Source organism: Bradyrhizobium sp. th-b2, from assembly GCF_000426785.1.
Taxonomy (GTDB): domain Bacteria; phylum Pseudomonadota; class Alphaproteobacteria; order Rhizobiales; family Xanthobacteraceae; genus Bradyrhizobium; species Bradyrhizobium septentrionale.
In genome coordinates this window covers 1-18,421 of the sequence record NZ_AUGA01000033.1, presented here as the reverse complement: position 1 = coordinate 18,421, position 18,421 = coordinate 1, and the positions used below count along the sequence as shown (strand labels likewise).

The 18,421-nt window shown below is 63.8% G+C and carries 17 protein-coding genes and 1 tRNA gene; 8 read left to right on the top strand and 10 right to left on the bottom strand.

Features of this window, described 5'->3' with window-relative positions:
* Positions 1 to 11: 11 nt before the first annotated feature.
* Positions 12 to 1,553 carry an undecaprenyl-phosphate glucose phosphotransferase gene (locus K359_RS0131175; protein ID WP_029082829.1) on the top strand — a complete coding sequence of 514 codons (1,542 nt, stop codon included), beginning with the start codon at positions 12 to 14 and terminating at the stop codon, positions 1,551 to 1,553.
* Between the two features lie 141 nt (positions 1,554 to 1,694).
* Positions 1,695 to 2,963 carry an O-antigen ligase gene (locus K359_RS0131170; RefSeq protein WP_035977446.1) on the top strand — a complete coding sequence of 423 codons (1,269 nt, stop codon included), beginning with the start codon at positions 1,695 to 1,697 and terminating at the stop codon, positions 2,961 to 2,963.
* Here the strand turns inward: K359_RS0131170 and K359_RS0131165 are convergent.
* Positions 2,935 to 3,459, bottom strand: coding sequence for a MarR family winged helix-turn-helix transcriptional regulator (locus tag K359_RS0131165; RefSeq protein ID WP_029082827.1), 525 nt, complete (start codon positions 3,457 to 3,459; stop codon positions 2,935 to 2,937). The genes K359_RS0131170 and K359_RS0131165 overlap by 29 nt on opposite strands.
* A gap of 96 nt (positions 3,460 to 3,555) precedes the next feature.
* On the opposite strand from K359_RS0131165, the gene K359_RS0131160 reads away from it, so the two are divergent.
* Positions 3,556 to 4,752: an NAD(P)/FAD-dependent oxidoreductase gene (locus K359_RS0131160; RefSeq protein WP_029082826.1), complete on the top strand. Its 1,197-nt coding sequence runs from the start codon at positions 3,556 to 3,558 to the stop codon at positions 4,750 to 4,752.
* Between the two features lie 132 nt (positions 4,753 to 4,884).
* On the opposite strand, the gene K359_RS0131155 is transcribed toward K359_RS0131160, so the two are convergent.
* From K359_RS0131155 to K359_RS0131145, 3 genes are all read right to left on the bottom strand, one after another.
* Positions 4,885 to 6,057: a trans-acting enoyl reductase family protein gene (locus tag K359_RS0131155; RefSeq protein ID WP_029082825.1), complete on the bottom strand. Its 1,173-nt coding sequence runs from the start codon at positions 6,055 to 6,057 to the stop codon at positions 4,885 to 4,887.
* Positions 6,058 to 6,130: 73 nt separating this feature from the next.
* Positions 6,131 to 6,916 (bottom strand): DUF169 domain-containing protein, encoded by a 786-nt coding sequence (locus K359_RS0131150; protein ID WP_029082824.1) that lies wholly within the window; start codon positions 6,914 to 6,916, stop codon positions 6,131 to 6,133.
* Between the two features lie 78 nt (positions 6,917 to 6,994).
* Positions 6,995 to 7,789, bottom strand: a complete 795-nt coding sequence (locus K359_RS0131145; RefSeq protein ID WP_029082823.1) for a YdcF family protein — start codon at positions 7,787 to 7,789, stop codon at positions 6,995 to 6,997.
* A 66-nt stretch (positions 7,790 to 7,855) separates the two neighbouring features.
* Here K359_RS0131145 and K359_RS0131140 point away from each other — a divergent pair, with 66 nt between their 5' ends.
* From K359_RS0131140 to K359_RS0131125, 4 genes are all read left to right on the top strand, one after another.
* Complete coding sequence (locus K359_RS0131140) at positions 7,856 to 8,797, top strand: acetamidase/formamidase family protein (protein ID WP_029082822.1); 942 nt, start codon at positions 7,856 to 7,858, stop codon at positions 8,795 to 8,797.
* Between the two features lie 85 nt (positions 8,798 to 8,882).
* Positions 8,883 to 10,709 (top strand): AMP-binding protein, encoded by a 1,827-nt coding sequence (locus K359_RS0131135; RefSeq protein ID WP_029082821.1) that lies wholly within the window; start codon positions 8,883 to 8,885, stop codon positions 10,707 to 10,709.
* A 172-nt stretch (positions 10,710 to 10,881) separates the two neighbouring features.
* Positions 10,882 to 11,082: a hypothetical protein gene (locus tag K359_RS0131130; RefSeq protein ID WP_016844973.1), complete on the top strand. Its 201-nt coding sequence runs from the start codon at positions 10,882 to 10,884 to the stop codon at positions 11,080 to 11,082.
* A gap of 50 nt (positions 11,083 to 11,132) precedes the next feature.
* Positions 11,133 to 11,600 (top strand): GcrA family cell cycle regulator, encoded by a 468-nt coding sequence (locus K359_RS0131125; RefSeq protein WP_029082820.1) that lies wholly within the window; start codon positions 11,133 to 11,135, stop codon positions 11,598 to 11,600.
* On the opposite strand, the gene K359_RS0131120 is transcribed toward K359_RS0131125, so the two are convergent.
* The 3 genes from K359_RS0131120 to K359_RS0131110 form a co-directional block, all read right to left on the bottom strand.
* A complete protein-coding gene (locus K359_RS0131120; protein WP_029082819.1) occupies positions 11,601 to 12,563 on the bottom strand; it encodes an SDR family oxidoreductase in 963 nt (320 codons plus the stop codon). It abuts the gene before it with no gap.
* Between the two features lie 186 nt (positions 12,564 to 12,749).
* Positions 12,750 to 12,929: a hypothetical protein gene (locus K359_RS64725; RefSeq protein WP_051346515.1), complete on the bottom strand. Its 180-nt coding sequence runs from the start codon at positions 12,927 to 12,929 to the stop codon at positions 12,750 to 12,752.
* Positions 12,930 to 13,383: 454 nt separating this feature from the next.
* The gene (locus K359_RS0131110) at positions 13,384 to 14,916 is read right to left on the bottom strand and encodes a porin (protein ID WP_029082818.1); all 1,533 of its coding nucleotides are present in this window, start codon (positions 14,914 to 14,916) and stop codon (positions 13,384 to 13,386) included.
* A 454-nt stretch (positions 14,917 to 15,370) separates the two neighbouring features.
* Here K359_RS0131110 and K359_RS0131105 point away from each other — a divergent pair, with 454 nt between their 5' ends.
* Positions 15,371 to 15,883: a MarR family winged helix-turn-helix transcriptional regulator gene (locus K359_RS0131105; protein WP_029082817.1), complete on the top strand. Its 513-nt coding sequence runs from the start codon at positions 15,371 to 15,373 to the stop codon at positions 15,881 to 15,883.
* Positions 15,884 to 16,401: 518 nt separating this feature from the next.
* Here K359_RS0131105 and K359_RS53460 read toward each other — a convergent pair.
* The 3 genes from K359_RS53460 to K359_RS61720 form a co-directional block, all read right to left on the bottom strand.
* Positions 16,402 to 17,523, bottom strand: a complete 1,122-nt coding sequence (locus tag K359_RS53460) for a calcium-binding protein (protein WP_035977442.1) — start codon at positions 17,521 to 17,523, stop codon at positions 16,402 to 16,404.
* A 195-nt stretch (positions 17,524 to 17,718) separates the two neighbouring features.
* The gene (locus K359_RS0131095; RefSeq protein ID WP_029082816.1) at positions 17,719 to 17,931 is read right to left on the bottom strand and encodes a hypothetical protein; all 213 of its coding nucleotides are present in this window, start codon (positions 17,929 to 17,931) and stop codon (positions 17,719 to 17,721) included.
* A gap of 266 nt (positions 17,932 to 18,197) precedes the next feature.
* Positions 18,198 to 18,340: transfer RNA gene (locus K359_RS61720), tRNA-OTHER, on the bottom strand.
* Between the last annotated feature and the right edge of the window lie 81 nt (positions 18,341 to 18,421).

Sequence of the window (18,421 nt, the reverse complement as noted above, 5' to 3'; positions counted from 1 at the left end):
GACGTGGACTCGTGGAACCGTTTAACGCACGCTCGATGCTGGATGCCGCTGCGTCTGCAACGGCTGCCAAGCCGCAGGTCGAACGCCGCCGGCGCCTGTCGCCGGCCGCACTCGCCGTTACCAATCAAAAAGTTCGCGGCGCCTATTCGCCGGTGGTGATCGCGGGCGTAGTCCGCGTCGCCGATTTCGTGCTGCTCAGCCTGGTCGGCGTCGGGCTCTATTTCGCCTATGTCCGCCCGCTCGCCGGCGGCATCCATTGGGGATACATCGCCTCGATCCTCGGCATGTCAGCCGCGGCCGTGGTCTGCTTCCAGGCCGCCGACATCTACCAGGTGCAGATCTTCCGCGGCCAGCTCCGCCAGATGACGCGGATGATCTCGTCATGGGCCTTCGTGTTCCTGCTGTTCATCGGCGTCTCCTTCCTGGCCAAGCTCGGCGGCGAGGTATCGCGCGTCTGGCTGTCGTCGTTCTTCTGCGTCGGCCTCGTGGTGCTGATCGCCGAGCGGGTGCTGCTGCGATCGATGGTGCGCGCCTGGGCGCATGACGGGCGGCTCGACCGCCGCACCATCATTGTCGGCGCCGACCAGAACGGCGAGCACCTGATCGAGGCGCTGAACGCCGACGATGATTCCGACATCCACGTGCTTGGCGTGTTCGACGACCGCAATGACTCCCGTGCCATGGATACCTGCGCCGGCTCACCGAAGCTCGGCAAGGTCGACGACATCGTCGAGTTCGCCCGCCGCACCCGCGTCGACCTCGTGCTGTTCGCGCTGCCGATCTCGGCGGAGACCCGCATCCTGGAGATGCTGAAGAAGCTCTGGGTGCTGCCGGTCGACATCCGGCTGTCGGCCCATACCAACAAGCTGCGCTTCCGCCCCCGCTCCTACTCCTATGTCGGCAACGTGCCGACGCTCGACGTCTTCGAGGCGCCGATCACCGACTGGGATCTGGTGCTGAAATGGCTGTTCGACCGCGTGGTCGGCGGCCTCGCTTTGCTCGCCGCGCTGCCGGTGCTGGGACTGGTGGCGCTCGCGGTGAAGCTCGACAGCCCCGGCCCGGTGCTGTTCCGCCAGAAGCGCTTCGGCTTCAACAATGAGCGGATCGACGTCTACAAATTCCGTTCGCTCTACCACCACCAGGCCGATCCGACCGCCTCCAAGGTCGTGACCAAGAACGATCCGCGCGTCACCCGGGTCGGCCGCTTCATCCGCAAGAGCTCGCTCGACGAATTGCCGCAGCTGTTCAACGTGGTGCTGAAGGGCAACCTCTCCCTGGTCGGTCCGCGCCCGCACGCCGTGCAGAGCAAGCTGCAGAACCAGCTGTTCGACGAGGCCGTCGACGGTTACTTCGCGCGCCACCGCGTCAAGCCCGGCATCACCGGCTGGGCGCAGATCAACGGCTGGCGCGGCGAGGTCGACACCGACGAGAAGATCCAGAAGCGCGTCGAGTACGATCTCTATTACATCGAGAACTGGTCGGTGCTGTTCGACCTCTACATCCTGCTCAAGACGCCGCTCTCGTTGCTGACCAAGAACGAGAACGCGTACTGAGATCGAGACTAACTGCCGTCATTGCGAGCGTAGCGAAGCAATCTATATCGCAGCTCGGGGATAGGTGGATTGCTTCGTCGCTGACGCTCCTCGCAATGACGAGCGCTTGTTTGTGTATCTGTTGCGTTGCGTGAGTATCCGATGGCCTATGCGGCGACAGCCGGGACGTCCCATTCGCTGACCACGGCGCCAGCGGGCGTGCTGGCGCTACAGCGAGCGCTGGTGTGGCTGGCCGGTGCATCCGGTGCCATCGTATTCATCGAGCCGAGCCCGTATGAACTCGTCACGCTGACCGCCTGCGTGGTGTTCTTCGCCACGGGCCTGCGCATGCGGCTCGTGTTCATGCCGCTGCTGTTCACACTGATCGTGCTCAATGTCGGCTACAGCATCGGCGCGGTGCCGTTCCTCGACAAGCCGGAGGTGGTGAACTGGGTCCTCACCTCCTGGTACATGGCCGTCACCGTCATCTTCTTCGCGATGGTGATGTCGGAGGACACCGAAGCCCGCCTCGACATGTTGCGCCGGGGATTGATCGTCGGCGCGATGATCGCCTCGCTCGCCGGCATCGCCGGCTATTTCCGTCTGGTGCCCGGCGGCTACGATCTGCTGACGCTGTACGACCGCGCCCGCGGCACCTTCAAGGATCCGAACGTGCTCGGCGCGTTCCTGATCCTGCCGGCGCTGTTCACGCTGCAGAGCGTCGTCTCCGACCGCTTCGGCAAGGCGTTCCGCAACGCCATCGCCTTCGGCATCATCTCGCTGGCGATCCTGCTGTCGTTCTCCCGCGCCGCCTGGGGCGGCCTCGTCATCACCGCGGCCTTCATGCTGGCGATGATGGTGTTCACCAGCCGCACGCAGGCACAGCGCTCGCGCATCATCGTGATGACCCTGATCGCCGCGGTCCTGGCGGTGGCGCTGATCGCGGTGCTGCTCTCGATCGGCTCGGTCGCCGACATGTTCAAGCAGCGCGCGAGCTTCGACCAGAGCTATGACGAAGGCCGCTTCGGCCGGTTCGGCCGTCACATCCTCGGCGCCCAGATGGCGCTCGAGCTGCCGTTCGGCATCGGGCCGCTGCAATTCCACACCTACTTCCCCGAGGACACCCACAATTCCTATCTCAACGCCTTCATGTCGGGCGGCTGGATCTCGGGCATCTGCTATCCGGCGCTGGTGTTCGTCAGCGCGTTCATCGGCTTCCGCTACATCTACATGCGGGTGCCGTGGCAGCGGGACTATCTCGCCATCTTCGCCGGGTTTCTCGGCTTCGTCGGCGAGAGCTTCATCATCGATACCGACCACTGGCGGCACTTCTGGATGATGCTGGGCACGATGTGGGGCATGTACGCGGCGGCCGAGCGCTACCGCGCGACGGCGGCGCAGGTCACCGGCAAGACTTCGGCAGCATCTTGAGATTGGCGCGCTGCTCCGGCGGCGTATCGATCACGACTTTCAGTGCGCCGGTTGCCCCCAATACGCCCTTGTAACCATCATTGGTGAAGCGCAGCAGCAGGCGCAATTCGTCCTCGCTATAGCCGCTGAAGACCTTCTGCATTGCCTGCTGCAGCGGCACGTAATACTGCCCGATCTTCTCGACCGCCTCAGGCACGACCGAGATGAACACCTTGCGCCGATCGCTCTCGTCACGCTCGCGGCGCACATAGCCGGCCTTCTCCAGCCGGTCGACCACGCCGGTGATCGCTCCCGTGGTCAGCCCGGTGACCTCGGCAAGGCGACCCGCCGTCACGCGTCCTTCCAGGAGGACGATGTCGATGCATTCGAGGTCGGAACCGGAAATTCCCGCCACGTTGGCAACGGTTTGACCGTACAGCACGCCCTGCGCCGACGACCGTCGCAGCGCCTCTTCCAGCTCCTGCAGCAAGGCGCCGCGCGATTTCGCGCTTGACAAGGCTCACCTCATACCTTAGTCGATAAATATCTTAGCAGCTAAGATGATTAGCTGCTAACCCTTCCTAGCCGACACGGATGCATGGAGCAAGACACGATGACCCGACGTCCCCGCAAGGCACTCATCATCGGCGCCGGCATCGCAGGCCCGGTGACCGCGATGTTCCTGACCCGCGCCGGCATCGAGGCCGAGCTCTATGAAGCATGGCCCTACTCCACCGGGATCGGCGGCGGGCTGCAGATCGCACCGAACGGAATGCATGTGCTGGCGGAGCTCGGCCTCGCCGACGAATTGATCCGCAACGGCTCGATCGCCGAGTCCTTCGACTTCTATTCGCAGGGCGGCAAGAAGCTCGGCTCGCTCAACCAGAACATGCAGCAGCGCTTCGGCCAGCCCGCGGTGAACATGTGTCGCGCGACCCTGAACGAGACCTTGATCGACAAGGCCTGGGCCTCGAACGTCTCGGTGTTCTTCGAGAAGCGGCTGGTCAAGATCGAGGATCGCGGCGACCAGCGCGTGATCGCCTATTTCGCCGACGGCACCACCGCCGAGGGCGATTTCGTAATCGGCGCCGACGGCGTGCATTCGGCGGTGCGGCGTCACGTGATCCCCGACGGGCCGACGCCGTTCGACACCGGGCTGATCGGCTTCGGCGGCTTCGTGCCGCGCGCCATGATCGAGCGCCTGCCGATCGGCCAGAAGGTGGCGAGCACGTTCGGGCAAAGCGGCTTCTTCGGCTACGGGCTGTGCAGCCCCGATCCGGACACCGGAGCGATGTGGTGGAGCACGCAGCCGTCGCATGGCATGACCGCGGCGGCCTACCGGCTGCAAAACCAGGATGCCATCAGGCAGCATCTGCGCGATTTCCACGCCGGCTGGCACGCACCGATCCCCGAGATCATCGAGGCTGCGGAGAATATCGCGGTGACCGACACGCTCGACGTCGCAACGCTGCCGACCTGGTCGCGCAAGCGCACGCTGTTGATCGGCGACGCCGCGCACGCCACCAGCCCGCATGCCGGCCAGGGTGCGTCGCTCGCGCTGGAAGATGCGCTGCGGCTCGCAGTGCTGATGCGCGACGGCCAGGAGCTCGGCCTGACCTTCCAGGCCTTCGAGCACGAACGGCGCCCGCGCGCCGAGAAGATCGTGGCGATCGCCCGCCGCAACGGCAACAACAAGCGTGAGTTCAGCCCGACCGGCGCCTGGCTGCGCGATCACATGCTGAAGCTGATCCTGCCGGTGTCGTCCAAAGGCATGGATTTTATGTACGCGTACAATCCACGCGCGGCTTAGCTCGCAACTGTCATGCCCCGCGAAAGCGGGGCATCCAGTACGCCGCGGCTTATCCGTTCGAGTACCATCGTCTCTGGAATACCTGGATCGCCCGGTCGAGCCGGGCGATGACACTGAACAAGGCTACGCGAACTACTTCTCGACCTCAAACGTCAGCCCGGCGCGATCGACCAGGCGCTTGATGAGCTTGTGCTGCATCGCGGCTCCCGGGGTCCAGAAGCCGGGGGCGACATCAGGCGTATCGCGCAACAGGCAGATCGCGCATTCCGAGATCATCTTCGAGGTCGAGCCGTAGCCGGGATCGCGATCGCCCTTGATGCCGGCGCGGACCGTGCGGCCGTCGGGCGCGACCGCGAGATAGAGCAGATCGTAACGGCCGTTCTCGCGCTCTTCCTTTGACGGTCCCTCGCCCGGCTTCGGCGCGCTCGGCCCGGTCTTCTCCGAATTCAGCGCCATCACCTTCTTGGCGTTCGCCTCGCCCTTTTCGCCCGGACCGGTCAGGACCATCTCGTCGTAGATGAAGTCCTGGCCGTAGGGAAAGCCCATCAGCATGTTGGAGCGGTGGACGTTGCGCGTGTTGATCAGCGCCATCATGAACGGCGCGGTCCATGAGTGCAGATCGTCCTCATAGGCAGGCTTGCTGCCGCGCGGCTGCTTCGGGCCTTCGAAGCCCGGCGTCAGCGCGAAGGGATTGTTGAGGATCGCGACCAAACTGAGGTCCTTGGCGACCGCATCGAAGGTCGCCTTGGCGCTCGCGGCGGTGCCGCCGGACAGCGTGCCGCGCATGTCGCGCACCCGGCCCTTGACGCGCTGTGCGGCCGCGCCGAACACGCGCCTTGCCTCGTCCTGGACAAAGAAGGTGCCGAGCTCGAACGGCACCGAATCGAAGCCGCAGGAGAACACGATGCGCGCGCCGCTGGCCTTTGCCGCGGCGTCGTATTTGTCGATCATCTGCCGCATCCAGACCGGCTCGCCGCACAGATCGAAATAGTCGGTGCCGCTTTCCACGCAGGCCGCGATCAGCTCATTGCCGTAGAGCTGATACGGACCGACCGTCGAAATCACCGATTTGGTTTGCGCCAGCATCGCCTTCAACGACGCGGCGTCGCTGGCATCGGCCACGATAAGCGGCGTGTCGGCAGGCGCGCCGATCGCGTCGCGAACCGAAGCGAGCTTGTCCTTGCTGCGCCCGGCCATCGCCCATTTCAGGCTGCCGTCGCGATAATGCGCGGCGAGATATTCGGCGACCAGCTGGCCGGTGAAGCCGGTTGCGCCATAGACGACGATGTCGAGTTTCGAGGACATGGATCTGGCTCCCTGCGATTGGGCGCCCTTTTGTCATTGCGGGCGCGACGACGCAATCGACTACTTCTTGCCGCTATTTCTTGGCGTAGGACACACCCATGCCGGCGCGCACGTCGGCCTGGATGCCATAGGGCGCGATCGGGTAGCGCAGGCCGTTCTTGGCGAGTTGCTTCATGCCGGCGATCGCCTTGACCAGATAGGCCGGCGGCAGCGCCATCAGCATCTCCTCGTCGGGCACGCCGCCATAACGGCGCTCGGCGAAGCACGGCAGCGACAGGCTCGGCTCGCCGGTCTTCAGCGCCCGGCCCCACGAATCCGCGCAAGCGGTTTCGCCGACCACGCCCCATTCGAACTTCTTGTAGCCGGTGTACTGCAACCCGTTGATCAGGATGATCATCTGCCCGGGCGTCGCATAGACGAGGCAGATGTCGGGCGGATTGAGCCGGCCGCTGGTCAGCGGGCTCACCGCCATCGCCTGGTACTGGCCGTAAGGCACCACGTCGAGCGCCTCCTGGCGCTTGCGCGCGTCTTCGGCGGTGCCGTGCCAGACGCCGACATAGCTTTCGCCGGCAAGCCACTTCTCGTCCTGTGGCGCGAGCCCGATCACCGCGCGGCATTGCGCGCCAACGAGATCGTCGCCGGTGATGCCGACCGTCCAGCCGAGCCGCGAGGCCATGCTGACGATCTGGTCGGTGGTGTGGACCGCCGACGGACGCCGGATCTTCGGGATAGCCTCCATCTCCTCGACGCGCGCGAACATCTTGATGCCGATGACCGTGGTCTTCACCCGCAGCAGGTTGTTGAGATCGGCGACGATTGCCCCGAGGTCGAACTGTTCCGGCGGTGCCTGCTGTTGCATGGCGAAAACTCCCGTGATCGGCGGCTTGGCGTTGCCTGTTGTGGCCATGTTAGCCGGATTGACTGATGGACGACAGGCCTAACGCGCCGCCGGTCCCGGCAGCCAATCATCGCTCTTGCCCGCCAGATGATAGGCCACGAGCCCGATCCACTCCCGCGTGGCGACGTCGGTGCGCGACAGGCCGTCGATCGCAAACGTTGCGAAGCTCATGACATTGCCGGCGCGCCAGTCGACCGGATAGGCCTCGACGCTGAATCCCGCCTTGCGGAACAGGCCGACCGAACGCGGCATGTGATAGGCTGATGTCACGAGCAGCCAGCGCTCGCCAGGCTTCGGATCGACCAGCGCTTTGGAGAACTCGGCGTTCTCCACCGTGTTGCGCGAGCGGCGCTCGATGATCAATCGCGATCTGGGAATGCCGAGGCTCTCGAACAGTTCGGCGGCATAGTCGGCTTCGCGCGCATCGTTCGAGATCAAATTCGCGCTGCCGCCGGTGAACACGAGGCGCGCATTCGGGTATCTGCGCGCGAGCGCTGCCGCCGCGATGACGCGATCGGCTGCGCTACGCACCACCGGCGTGCCATGCGCAACCGACAGATCGGCATCGATCGATCCGCCAAGCACAATGATGCCGTCGGGCGCACCGCGCGAGGCGTCCCATGGCGGGAAGCGCTGCTCCAGCGTGGCGATCAGGACATTGCCGAGCGGCGAGAAGCCGCAGATTGCGAGCAGCAGCAGCGCGCCCACCATCAGCCTGCGGCCGAGACGCGCAAACCGCGTCAGCAGCAGCACGGCGCCGATCACGCCGATACCTATCAGGAAATTGATCGGCAGCAGCATGATGCCGAGCGTCTTGGAGAGCACAAAAAACAAGGGAAGCCTCTGCGAAGTTCTGCTACAGCGTCATACGCTGCCGGGAACGCAATAAAAAGAAGTCACATGACCCATCATCATCTGAAGTCCAGTCCCGAAACCTGCCATTGGGGCTTCTTTGAAGCCAAGCTGAAACCGGTCCTGACGATCGCGAGCGGCGACGAAGTCACGATCGAAACCGTCAGCGGCGGCCCCGACGTGGTGCCCGACCGCGGCAAGTTTGTCGTGCCGCCGGAGCTCGACGACATCCATGCGAAGAATGAGCGGATGGTGCCCGGGCACATTCTGACCGGCCCGATCGCGGTTGCCGGCGCCGAGCCCGGCGATGTGCTCGAGGTCGATATTCTCGACGTCCAGCTGCGCCAGGACTGGGGTTACAATCTGATCAAGCCGCTGTCCGGCACCCTGCCCGACGATTTCCACGAGACGCGCATCCTCAACATCCCGCTCGATCGCGCGCGCATGGTCGGCCGCATGCCCTGGGGGCTCGATCTGCCGCTGAAGCCGTTCTTCGGGGTGATGGGCGTCTCGCCGCCGCCGGCCTGGGGCCGCATCTCCTCGCTGATACCGCGCGCGATGGGCGGCAATCTCGATAACAAGGAGCTCGGCGCCGGCGCCAAGCTCTATCTGCCGGTGTTCGTGCCCGGCGCACTGTTCTCCTGCGGTGACGGCCATGGCGTGCAGGGCGACGGCGAGGTCTGCGTCACCGCGATCGAGACCGCGCTCACCGGCCGCTTCCGCCTGACCCTGCGCAAGGATCTCAAGCTCGCCTACCCGCGCGCCGAGACCGCTGACCATTACATGACCATGGCGATGGATCCCGACCTCGACCAGTGCGTGGTGCGGGCGCTGCGCGACATGATCGTGCTGCTCGGCGAGAAGCGCAATCTGTCCCGCGAGGACGCCTATACGCTGTGCAGCCTGGCCGCCGACCTGCGGGTGACGCAGACGGTCAACGGCTCCAAGGGCATTCACTGCATGATCGCCAAATCGGTGGTCCACGGCTGACAGGCGGTCGATAGGCCGCACTTGTTCCGCGAGCGCGGCTCGATACAATCCCCGTCCCAACGAACAAGAATGGACGGGGACGGACATGCTAAAGGACAGGCTTTCGCCGGCCGACGAGGCTCTGCGCGACAAGGAGATGCAGGAGGCGCTCGCCGCCTGCCCGCGCATCCTGGACCTCATTGCCCGCGGCCCGCAGGGCGCGCCGGACGCCGAAGCCGCGATCTATCTGCGTTCGCCGCTCGATCCCAATCCGGTCGTGATCTCGAACGATCAGCTGATGGGCTGCGTGAAAGCGGCTGAAAACTACTTCCGCGGCCGTGGCATCGGCAAGGACGACGCGGTTGCGATCCTGCTGCCGGCCTGCCCGGCGACGATGGTCGCAATCTTTGGCGCCGCTGCCTGCGCGATCGCCGAACCGCTCAACCTGCTGTTCACGCGCGAGGCGATCGTCGCGCAGCTCAATGCCGTCAAGGCCAAGCTGTTGCTGGCGCCGCCGCCGGGCACGCCGGGCGGGCTCTATGAGAAGATCGAGGGCCTGCAGCGCGAGGTGCCGTCGTTGCAGCGCGTCGTGATCGTGCCGCTCGACGGCCGCATCGCCTTCGACGGCGAGGTTTTACAGCCTGATCCAGCCTGGCGCGACGACTACGGCAAGTCGAAGGATATTGGCGAGGCTGACCGCGTTGCTGTGATGCTGCCCACCGGCGGCACCACCGGGCATCCCAAGGTGGCGCGGCTCACCAACCGTGCGATGGTCGCCTCCGTGGTCTCCTCGCGCATGGCGCTCGACTTCCATCGCGGCGAACGCGCGATGATTACGATGCCGCTGTTCCATGTCGGCGGCCTGTTCTGCACCTCGGCCAATGCACTTGCGGCCGGGACGACCATGTTCATTCCCGGACCCGCCGGCGCGCGTGATCCGGCACTGGTCAGGAATTTCTGGAGCATCGTCGAGACCTACCGTGTCAATATCGCCGGCGGCGTGCCGACAACGCTCGGCGCGATCGCCGACATCCCGGTCAGCGACAGCGATATATCGAGCCTGCGCGTCACCGCCGTCGGCGCCTCGATCCTACCGCTGGAGATCGAGCGGCGCTATCTCGAGGCCTGGGGCGGTCTCTGCATCCAGCAGCTCTACGGCATGACCGAACTCGCCGGCGCCATCACGCATGACGTCCACGGCGTGAAGCCGCGCGCCGAAAGCGTCGGCACCCGCAATCCGCTGGTCGAGCTTGCGATCCTCGACGGCGGCAAGCTGCACACCGGGCCGTGGCCGTCACCGGTCGGCGAGCTCCTGACCAGGGGCCCGCAGGTGTTTGCCGGTTACGTCGACAAGAAGCAGACCGAAGAGGCGTTCCGCGACGGCTGGCTGCGCACCGGCGACATCTGCCGGATCGATGCCGACGGCTTCGTCTACATCCTGGGCCGCGCCAAGGACGTCATCATCCGCGGCGGCCACAACATCGACCCGCGCGCGATCGAGGATGCAGCGCTGGCTTTCCCGGGCGTGGCGCTGGCGGCCGCGGTCGGACGTCCCGACAGCTATGCCGGCGAAGTGCCGATGCTGTTCGTCTCGGCGCAGCCCGGCGTCCATATCGATCCGCTGGCGCTGGCTGCCTTCGTGCAGGACAACATCCCGGAGCCGCCGGCGCGCCCGCGCGCAGTGTCGGTGATTGCGGAAATGCCGGTCACGCCGGTCGGCAAGATCTTCAAGCCGAAGCTGCGCGAGATCGCCGCCGGCGAGGCGGCGCGCGAGCTGCTGGCGCAGGAAGGGTTGTCTGGCGAGGTCAGTGTCGACGCCATCACCGATCCATCCCGCGGGCTGTACCTGAGCGTGAACGCGCCACCTGACAAGGCCGAAACGGCGGAGCGGCTTCTGAAGAAGTTCCCGGTCAAGGTCGAGATGCGATCCTAACGCCTTCATTTACCTGAATATTCTGACCCGAACATCACGCCGGAGTTGCCTCCTGCGTGCGTGGGCGCGGCTGGCCGCTCTCGCAGCTGACGGCTTGACGAACTGCCCTACTCCTAAATAGACTCTAAATAGATACTTTTCAGTACAGGCGTTCAGGGTTAAGCGTTTTCTCATGGCTACAGAAAAGGCCGAAACCGACCGCGTCCCGGTCACTCTGGCGCTCTCGACCATTGGTTATCTCGAGAAGCTGGTGCGACAGGGCACCCACGGCACGAGCGTCCCGGGCGTTGCACGGACATTGATCGAGGAAGGCATTCGGCTCGCCATCAAGGACGGGTTGCTTGCAATCCGCGACAACGGCCGCACGCCCTGACGCGGGGGTGTGCCAGCGCGGCGGTTCAACACAGAACGTGGAACCGTCAGATGATTGCCATCGAACCAACCTGGACGCCGGAGCGCGTCGACCAACTCAAGATCTACTTCGAAGCCGGCCTCTCCTGCCGCGACATCGCCGTCAATATCGGCGTCAGCCGCAATGCGGTGATCGGCAAGCTGTCGCGGCTGAACCTCACGCGCACGACACCTGACGAGCGCCGGGCCCGGCGGCGGAAGAGATCCAGCGCGCATGCCGCGCAACGGGCGACGGCGAAGCAGCAGTTGCAGTTGCTACAGGCAGTCTACGAACGGGAAGCCGACGATGCGCCTGTTGTCAGCGCCAACAACTGCTCGCTGTTCGAATTGAGCGAGCAGCGCTGCCGCTGGCCAATCAGCACGCCGGGCGCCGATGATTTCTGCTTCTGCGGCAACACCCCGCTCGGCGGCATGCCCTATTGCTCAGGGCATTACCGCCTCGCCTATCAGGCCGGATCGCGCCAGCGCGCGATGCGTTGATCAGCCGACCTTCCAGCCGGTCGCCGCGACCAGGTTCTGATAGAACTCCGGCGTGTAGGCCTGCTCGGGCGTGTTGCGCACCCGCTCGTCGAGCGTATGCGCATCGTCGCCGACCAGGATGCGCCAGCGCTCGGCCTTGACGCCGTCGAGGATGATCTTGGCCGCCGCGGCGGCCGAGGTCGGCGCCTCGTCGTGGAAGATGCGGGCGCGGTCGAGTGCGATCTGCTGGATGTCGGCATCCGACATTTTGGCGACGTCGATGCCCTGCCCTTGCAGCCGCTGGCGGGCCTGCTTGAGCTCGTCGGCGTTCAGCTGGTCGGAGCCATTCTGCACCTTGCGCGAGTTCGACACGATCGAGGTGCCGATATGGCCGGGCATCACCACCGAGCACTTCACATGCGGCGCGTTGAGACGCAGATCGTTGATCATCGCCTCGGTGAATCCCTTCACCGCGAACTTGGCCGCGCTGTAGGCGGTGTGCGACACGCCCAGGCCGACCGAGGCCCAGAAGCCGTTGACACTCGAGGTGTTGACGATGTGCGCCTCGTCGGCCTTCACCAAGAGCGGCAGGAAGGTGCGGACGCCGAGGTAGACGCCGCCCCAGCAGATGTTGAAGGTGCGCTCCCACTGTTCACGCGTATTGGTGAACAGGCTGCCGCCACCACCGATGCCGGCGTTGTTGAACAGCAGGTGGATCTTGTCGGTGGCCTGCTGCTCGATCAGCTCATCGCGGAAGCGCTTGTAGTGATCCTCGATCGACACGTCGGCGATGTGGGTGGTGATGCGCAGGCCCTGCGGCAGCTTCTCGACCTCGCAAAGCCGCTTGGTCTCGGCCATCGCCTCGGCCGAAACGTCGCACATCGCGACATTGCATCCCTCGGCAACGAGCTGCCGCGCGAGTTCGCGTCCCATGCCCGTGCCGCCACCCGTGATGACGGCAATCTTTCCAGCAAAATCCTTCATGCGAGATCCGTTCCTTCCCTGCTTCTTGTTCGTTTTGGCGGGAGCGCGGATCGCAGTCCCAGCCGCTTTGGCTGAGGCACTCTACATCACCGAATTATCGCCCAGCAACGGCGCCTGCCAGGCGGCCGGCGCCGTGCAACGAAATCATTCCGTGTTGCGAACAATATCCATCGATCAAAAAGCGCGCTATTCGGCGGTCTCGATGTGCACAGGCGCGCGCCGCCGCAGCACCGCGCTGCCGGCGCTCAGGACCAGCTTGAGGAGGCCGCGCCACGAGAAGTCGATGACCACCTCATGGTGCCGCAACCCTTTGCCGCCCTTCACCAGCCCGAGATCCCGTATCAAGCAATAGTGGCCGCTGCTCATGCGCGCGAGGCGGCTGTTCTTGAAGAGTCCCATGAATGGCGAGAATGCACTGCGGATCGATTCCGTCAAATCTTGACGGCGTCGAATCGGCGAGACGATGTGAACCTGTGTGCGGTTGGCAGCCGGCAATGGCAGCGCGCCTCACGATCGGGCAGCAGCGGTCCAGCCTTAAATCAAAAACCTCCGGCAGGGCATTGCCGGAGGTTTGGGAGGCTTAGCAGCGAGCTAAGAGCCATCATTCAATGTGTTGTTGGCCACTGCAGATATAGTTTAGTAGATCAGGTAAGTAAATAAGTTTGCGGCCAATGAATCGCATGGCTCGTCCTCGTCGTTCGCGTGGACCGAGATGACGCAGCTCTGCTTCCGCAATCGATCAGCAATCGATTCTTGCCAAAGAAAAACCCCGGCAGTTGCCTGCCGGGGTTCTGTTGGATCGTGATCAGATCAACCGGTATTACCAGTTGCGCTGAGCGCGGAGGAGCATCTGGACAGTGTCCTGATCCTTCAGCTCGTAGGTCGCGACCGGCTTGCCGACGCCGGTAGCCGAGGTGGTGATCACGCCAGAATACTTCTGGTCGAGGTGCGAGTAGGTCACGTCGGCCGAGAAGGTCAGGTTCTTGACCGGGGTCCAACGGGTGATCACACCGATCTGAGCGATGTTGTAATCGGGGTTGCAGTTGGTCACGCCAGCGCCGCCAGCGAACGCCGCACGGAAGGTGCCGCCCACGCCGCCAACGCCGCAGATGAGCGCCTTGGACGTGTCGTTGTACGAGATAGCGGCATAGGCGCCGTAGATGGCGGTGTTCCAGTACGGATCCCAGTTGTGGGTATACGCACCACGCATGCCCCAAGTCTTGATGGACTGCTGCGCTCCGCCGGGGCCGAACACCGTGTCGGGTGCCGTCCCGAAGCCAACGCTGCCGTAGACGCCGGGCAAGCTCGAACCGCTATAGATGGCGATCGAGCCGGCCTGACTGGCCAGGTCCTGGATGTTGTAACGGGTCGCACCGTCCGTATAGACGCCCTGGATGTTGATGGTGTCGCCAGCTCCGGTCGGGATGTTCTTGATCGACAGGGCCAAGGCACCAGCCCAACCCCACTTGTCGTCGGGATGACCGGTCAACTCGGTGCCGCCGTAGTAGGCCGCGTGGTTGTCGTGCGCAGCGACCGACGCCTGGAAGATACCCCAAGCCTGATCGACCTTCAGCGCAGCGACGAAGTCCGGCGCGATCGTGCCGGCGTAGTCGCTGGTGCCGTAAGCACCACCGGCGCCGAGGTTGTTCACGCCAGCCTGATTGTACGCCACCTGGTCCTGCGCCGACAGCGCGAGTTGCACGCCGTTGCCGAACTGAGCGGTGTAGGTGAACTGGTTGATGCCGTTGGTGGTGTTCACGCCACCGACGAGACCGTCGTAGTTGTTGCCCGGATAAGCGGTCCAGGGAGCAGCGAACTGCGAGACCGCCTTACCCATGGTGAAGCCGGCGAACTGGATGAAGGCGTAGTAGACGCCAACCGCACCGGCAGCCACGTTGCCCGAACCAGCGTTGTTCGGCGCAGAAGCCGAGCCGATCGCCGAGTAGACGGTCGAGCCGTTGCCCTGGCCGGTGTAGGTGTCGGAGGTCCAGGTGAACACCGCGTCGAAGTAGGTGCGGACCACGCCGTACTCGGTCGCGGTGCGCGTGTCGATGTTGAAGTCTTCACGCGAACGCCAAGTGTAGCCGTTCGTGAAGCGGTTGTTGGAGCCGCTCGCGCCGTTGTAGTTCGGGCCGTAGACGCTGTTGCCGTTCACCACAACGTCAGCGCGCAGGTAGCCGCCCAGCTTGATGCAAGTGTCGGTGCCGGGGATGTAGTAGAAGCCCGGACCATAAAGAGAGCAGATCTTCACGTACTCGACCGCTTTGGCCTTTACGGGAAGATCGGCCGCCTGTGCCCCGCCGACCGCGACCAGCGCAGCCGTCGAGCCCAGGATAAGGCTCTTCAAATTCATATTAAACCTCCAAGTTGCTCATATGCGTAGAGTCCGGAGCTGCGAGCGCCCCGTGATCCTCCCGCATTGTCCAAGACCGCTTTCCCCAAACCCCGCACCCGCAGATCAATCTGTGGAGTGCGACGGACTTGAACGATCACCGCAACGGGACGATCGAGATTCCCCTACCGCCGGGTTCAATATGCCTTGGCGAGTTCGCCAATCAAAATAGTTTATAAAGTCAGGAATGCGATTGCGGCCACACTGTGTCTCGCCGGCAACGCTGCCCGTAAGCCCTTGCCCACATGGGAAAACTTGTCGCACCTGAAAAATTCCCAACGTCACACCGGCTTCATAATTACTTTACGTTCACTTGCCTTCCTGAGCGACTTACTGGAAAAAACCTCCCGCCGACGCGGGAAAAGAAGAATCAAATCAGCGCAAAGCTGAAGCCGGCGCCAGGGAAGGGGAAGCTGTGTCAGTGACCAGGAAGGATACCACGCGCCTGCGCGCCGTCGAGCATCTCGACATCATCAAGCGCTTCACGCTCGAGATTTCCTCGATCAATTCGCACCTCGAACGCGTCCGCCAGATCTGGGGCAAGGCGCTTGGCGTCAGCGGTCCGCAATGGATGATTCTGATCGCGATCTCGGATCTCGACAAGGATGACGGCGTGCCGATCAACGTGGTGTCGAAGCTGCTGCACGTCGATCCGTCGTTCGTGACCACGCAATCCAAGCTGCTCGAGCAAAAGGAGCTGCTGCGTCGCACCCCCTCCCTGGCCGATGCGCGCGTGGTCCGGCTGTCGCTGACCGACAAGACGAGGAAGCATCTGGCGGGCCTCGCCAGCCGGCACAAGGCGTTCAAGAGGACCGTATTCGAGGAGTTCAGCGAGCCCGAACTGGCCGAATTCACGGCCAAGCTTGCGATGCTCAACAACCGCCTGGAAAAGGCGTGTCTGATCGTCGCGATGGATTCAGATACCTGAAGCGACCGGCGCGGCGCGCCCTGTTTTGACGCGTTTTCTCCACGCGAACCGGTGCCCACTTCGCTCGAAAACGCTCTAGGATCACGGCCCCACGATTCGACCAGAGCCTTTTCCGTTCCGATGGAATCGGAACGGGGCTCTGGATTCCTGTTTTGACGCGTTTTCTTTACGCGAACCGGTAGGCACTTCGCTCGAAAACGCTCCAGGCACCCGACCGGGTCCGGCAACAGCCTCGCTGCTCAGCGGGGTGACCTATCCATGGCCTCGCCCGGTCGACTGGAAGGCCAGAAAAGCCGCAACACCCAGCAGCGCAGCCCAGACCAGGAAGTGTTCAGCGATCACTGTCAGCCCTCCATTTGATTGACGGAAAGCATGAAACGGGCCACGCGATGGGCTGGACGCTTGAACGGGCTGCACAAAGATGCGGCCGCGCGAACAAGCCTGCATACCGTCTGCGGAACGGGTGCTCATCAGCAGACCGCCCGCCCGAAAGCGTCGCTTCGTTCGACCGAACGCAACTACGACAGAATGCTGAAGTCCGCCGCGGTGACCGTGCCTGCGGTCGCACCGTTCAGCCAGACCGCGGTGGCACCGTCGACCTGAATAACGAAGTACGCGCCGTTCTGGTAGGAGTGTGCCAGCACATCGGCGAACGAACTGAAGCCGCTGCCAGTGAACTGCACGGTATCCGTGGCAGTGTTCCAGTCCTGGACCACCTGCACACCCGGCGCTCTCCGGGAGACGAATGTATTGTTGCCGCCGCCGCCGAAATAGTAGTTCACGCCGGTGCCGCCGTCGAAATAGTCGTTGCCGGCACCGCCGATGAGAACGTCGACGCCGTCACCGCCATACATGACGTCGTCGCCATTGCCGCCATAGAAATAATCGTTGCCGGCCTGGCCGTACATGACATCGTTGCCGTCGTCGCCGATCTCGACCGCCCGGCCATTGGCGACGATGACGTCGTTGCCTGCTCCGCCGTAGGCGGAGCCGCCGTCGCCGACGCTCATATAGATCCAGTCGTCGCCGGCGTCGCCTTCGAGCAGATCGACGCCGTCATCTCCCACCAGCGTGTCGTTGCCGTTGCCGCCGTACGACGTGTCGTTGCCACTGCCTCCGAACAGCACATCATTGCCGTCGCCGCCGAAGAGCAGGTCATCGCCGTTGCCGCCCACCAGGATGTCGTTGCCGCCATTGCCATAGAGGCCCGGCGTTACGGAAGTGCCGGAGGCCACCAGGATGTTCGCTCCGCTGTCGTTGCCCTCGCCGCCATAGATCGTATCGCTGCCGGCCGAGCCAAACAGAGCGTCGCGCCCGACACCACCGTCGATGTAGTGGAACTGCGTCGTCAGCGTGCCGCCATCCTGAATATAGTCGTCGCCGTTGCCGCCATACTCGAACGACGTGTTGACGGTGTTGCCACCCTGAATCCAGTCATTGCCGGCGCCGCCATACATCTCGCCGTAGGCCAGACTGCTCCATTGCGCCGTCAGGAAATCGTCGCCCTGGCCGCCGTCCCAATAGTCGTAACCGGCAATGCTACTTGCCAGTGTGTCGTTGCCCTGGCCGCCATAGAGCGCGTCAAAATTGCTTGCAGAGGTGACGCTGTTGTCGGTGCTATCTCCGTAGAATGCGGGCATGTGTACTTTCCCTGAATACTGGCTCTCTTCGAGGCGGCGTTGTGCTTCCGGCTTCGCGAACCTCGCAATCGGGAACGCTCTGGCGCCTTAATGGGCTAAGCGGCGAGCGCCAAAGTCGCCTCGATGACGAGTGCTCCAGCCGGAATGCGATTTGATAGTATTGAGAAAGGGCGCCAACGGAGATGCCCACACGGGCTACCCCAACCTGACGACCACCGCGCGACCGGCCTTCCACTGGATTCCGCGCAACTCGCACAAGCCTGCGAGGACGCGGACGCGGTTGGCGCCAACGACTTCAATTTCCACGATAATTTGCTGAATGCCGCAACCCTGCTCGCCGTGACGAGCAGGCCCGCCCGAGATCGCCGAGGCGCTTTGCTGGATCGTCGACGAGGCGCTGTGCGTCATTGAGCCGCGGCGTGCGCACGCAGACGTATCGCTTCGTTAGCCAAACGATCTTGCAGCGATTGTGATTGCTTGAAACAACGCCGCCTTTGCATTTGCGCTGCTAACCGGGCGATCTCATCACCGATGGTAGGCGGCGGGGTGATGAACCCTAACAATCGAGCGACGCAGAGCGCCAGGAACGGCGGACGAAGAAATTGGCAGACAATTGGCAACGGGGCGACTTTGTACCGCGCGACCCGGTCCGCCACAGAATGTATTGAGTGAAATGGTCGGAGCGAGAGGATTTGAACCTCCGCCTTGCGCGCCGCGGCGTGCTGGCGGCGAATGCGATCCAGAAACTAGAAGACTATCGAGACAAGGCAACCCGTGAAGGAAAAGAGGCCGCCAACTGAGGCGGCCTCACATTCCGAAGGAATGTCTCATCTGACTCGCCATGCGCTGGACGGCATCAGTGTATCGACCGTGGGCGAATTGCTGATCGGCTACATAG

Excerpts from the sequence above, each read along its gene's own strand:
- K359_RS0131170 (WP_035977446.1), top strand. The coding sequence starts at position 1,695 with ATGGCCTATGCGGCGACAGCCGGGACGTCCCATTCGCTGACCACGGCG.
- K359_RS0131160 (WP_029082826.1), top strand. The coding sequence starts at position 3,556 with ATGACCCGACGTCCCCGCAAGGCACTCATCATCGGCGCCGGCATCGCA.
- K359_RS0131155 (WP_029082825.1), bottom strand. The coding sequence starts at position 6,057 with ATGTCCTCGAAACTCGACATCGTCGTCTATGGCGCAACCGGCTTCACC.
- K359_RS0131150 (WP_029082824.1), bottom strand. The coding sequence starts at position 6,916 with ATGCAACAGCAGGCACCGCCGGAACAGTTCGACCTCGGGGCAATCGTC.
- K359_RS0131140 (WP_029082822.1), top strand. The coding sequence starts at position 7,856 with ATGACCCATCATCATCTGAAGTCCAGTCCCGAAACCTGCCATTGGGGC.
- K359_RS0131135 (WP_029082821.1), top strand. The coding sequence starts at position 8,883 with ATGCTAAAGGACAGGCTTTCGCCGGCCGACGAGGCTCTGCGCGACAAG.
- K359_RS0131130 (WP_016844973.1), top strand. The coding sequence starts at position 10,882 with ATGGCTACAGAAAAGGCCGAAACCGACCGCGTCCCGGTCACTCTGGCG.
- K359_RS0131125 (WP_029082820.1), top strand. The coding sequence starts at position 11,133 with ATGATTGCCATCGAACCAACCTGGACGCCGGAGCGCGTCGACCAACTC.
- K359_RS0131120 (WP_029082819.1), bottom strand. The coding sequence starts at position 12,563 with ATGAAGGATTTTGCTGGAAAGATTGCCGTCATCACGGGTGGCGGCACG.
- K359_RS64725 (WP_051346515.1), bottom strand. The coding sequence starts at position 12,929 with ATGAGCAGCGGCCACTATTGCTTGATACGGGATCTCGGGCTGGTGAAG.
- K359_RS0131110 (WP_029082818.1), bottom strand. The coding sequence starts at position 14,916 with ATGAATTTGAAGAGCCTTATCCTGGGCTCGACGGCTGCGCTGGTCGCG.
- K359_RS53460 (WP_035977442.1), bottom strand. The coding sequence starts at position 17,523 with ATGCCCGCATTCTACGGAGATAGCACCGACAACAGCGTCACCTCTGCA.
- K359_RS0131095 (WP_029082816.1), bottom strand. The coding sequence starts at position 17,931 with ATGACGCACAGCGCCTCGTCGACGATCCAGCAAAGCGCCTCGGCGATC.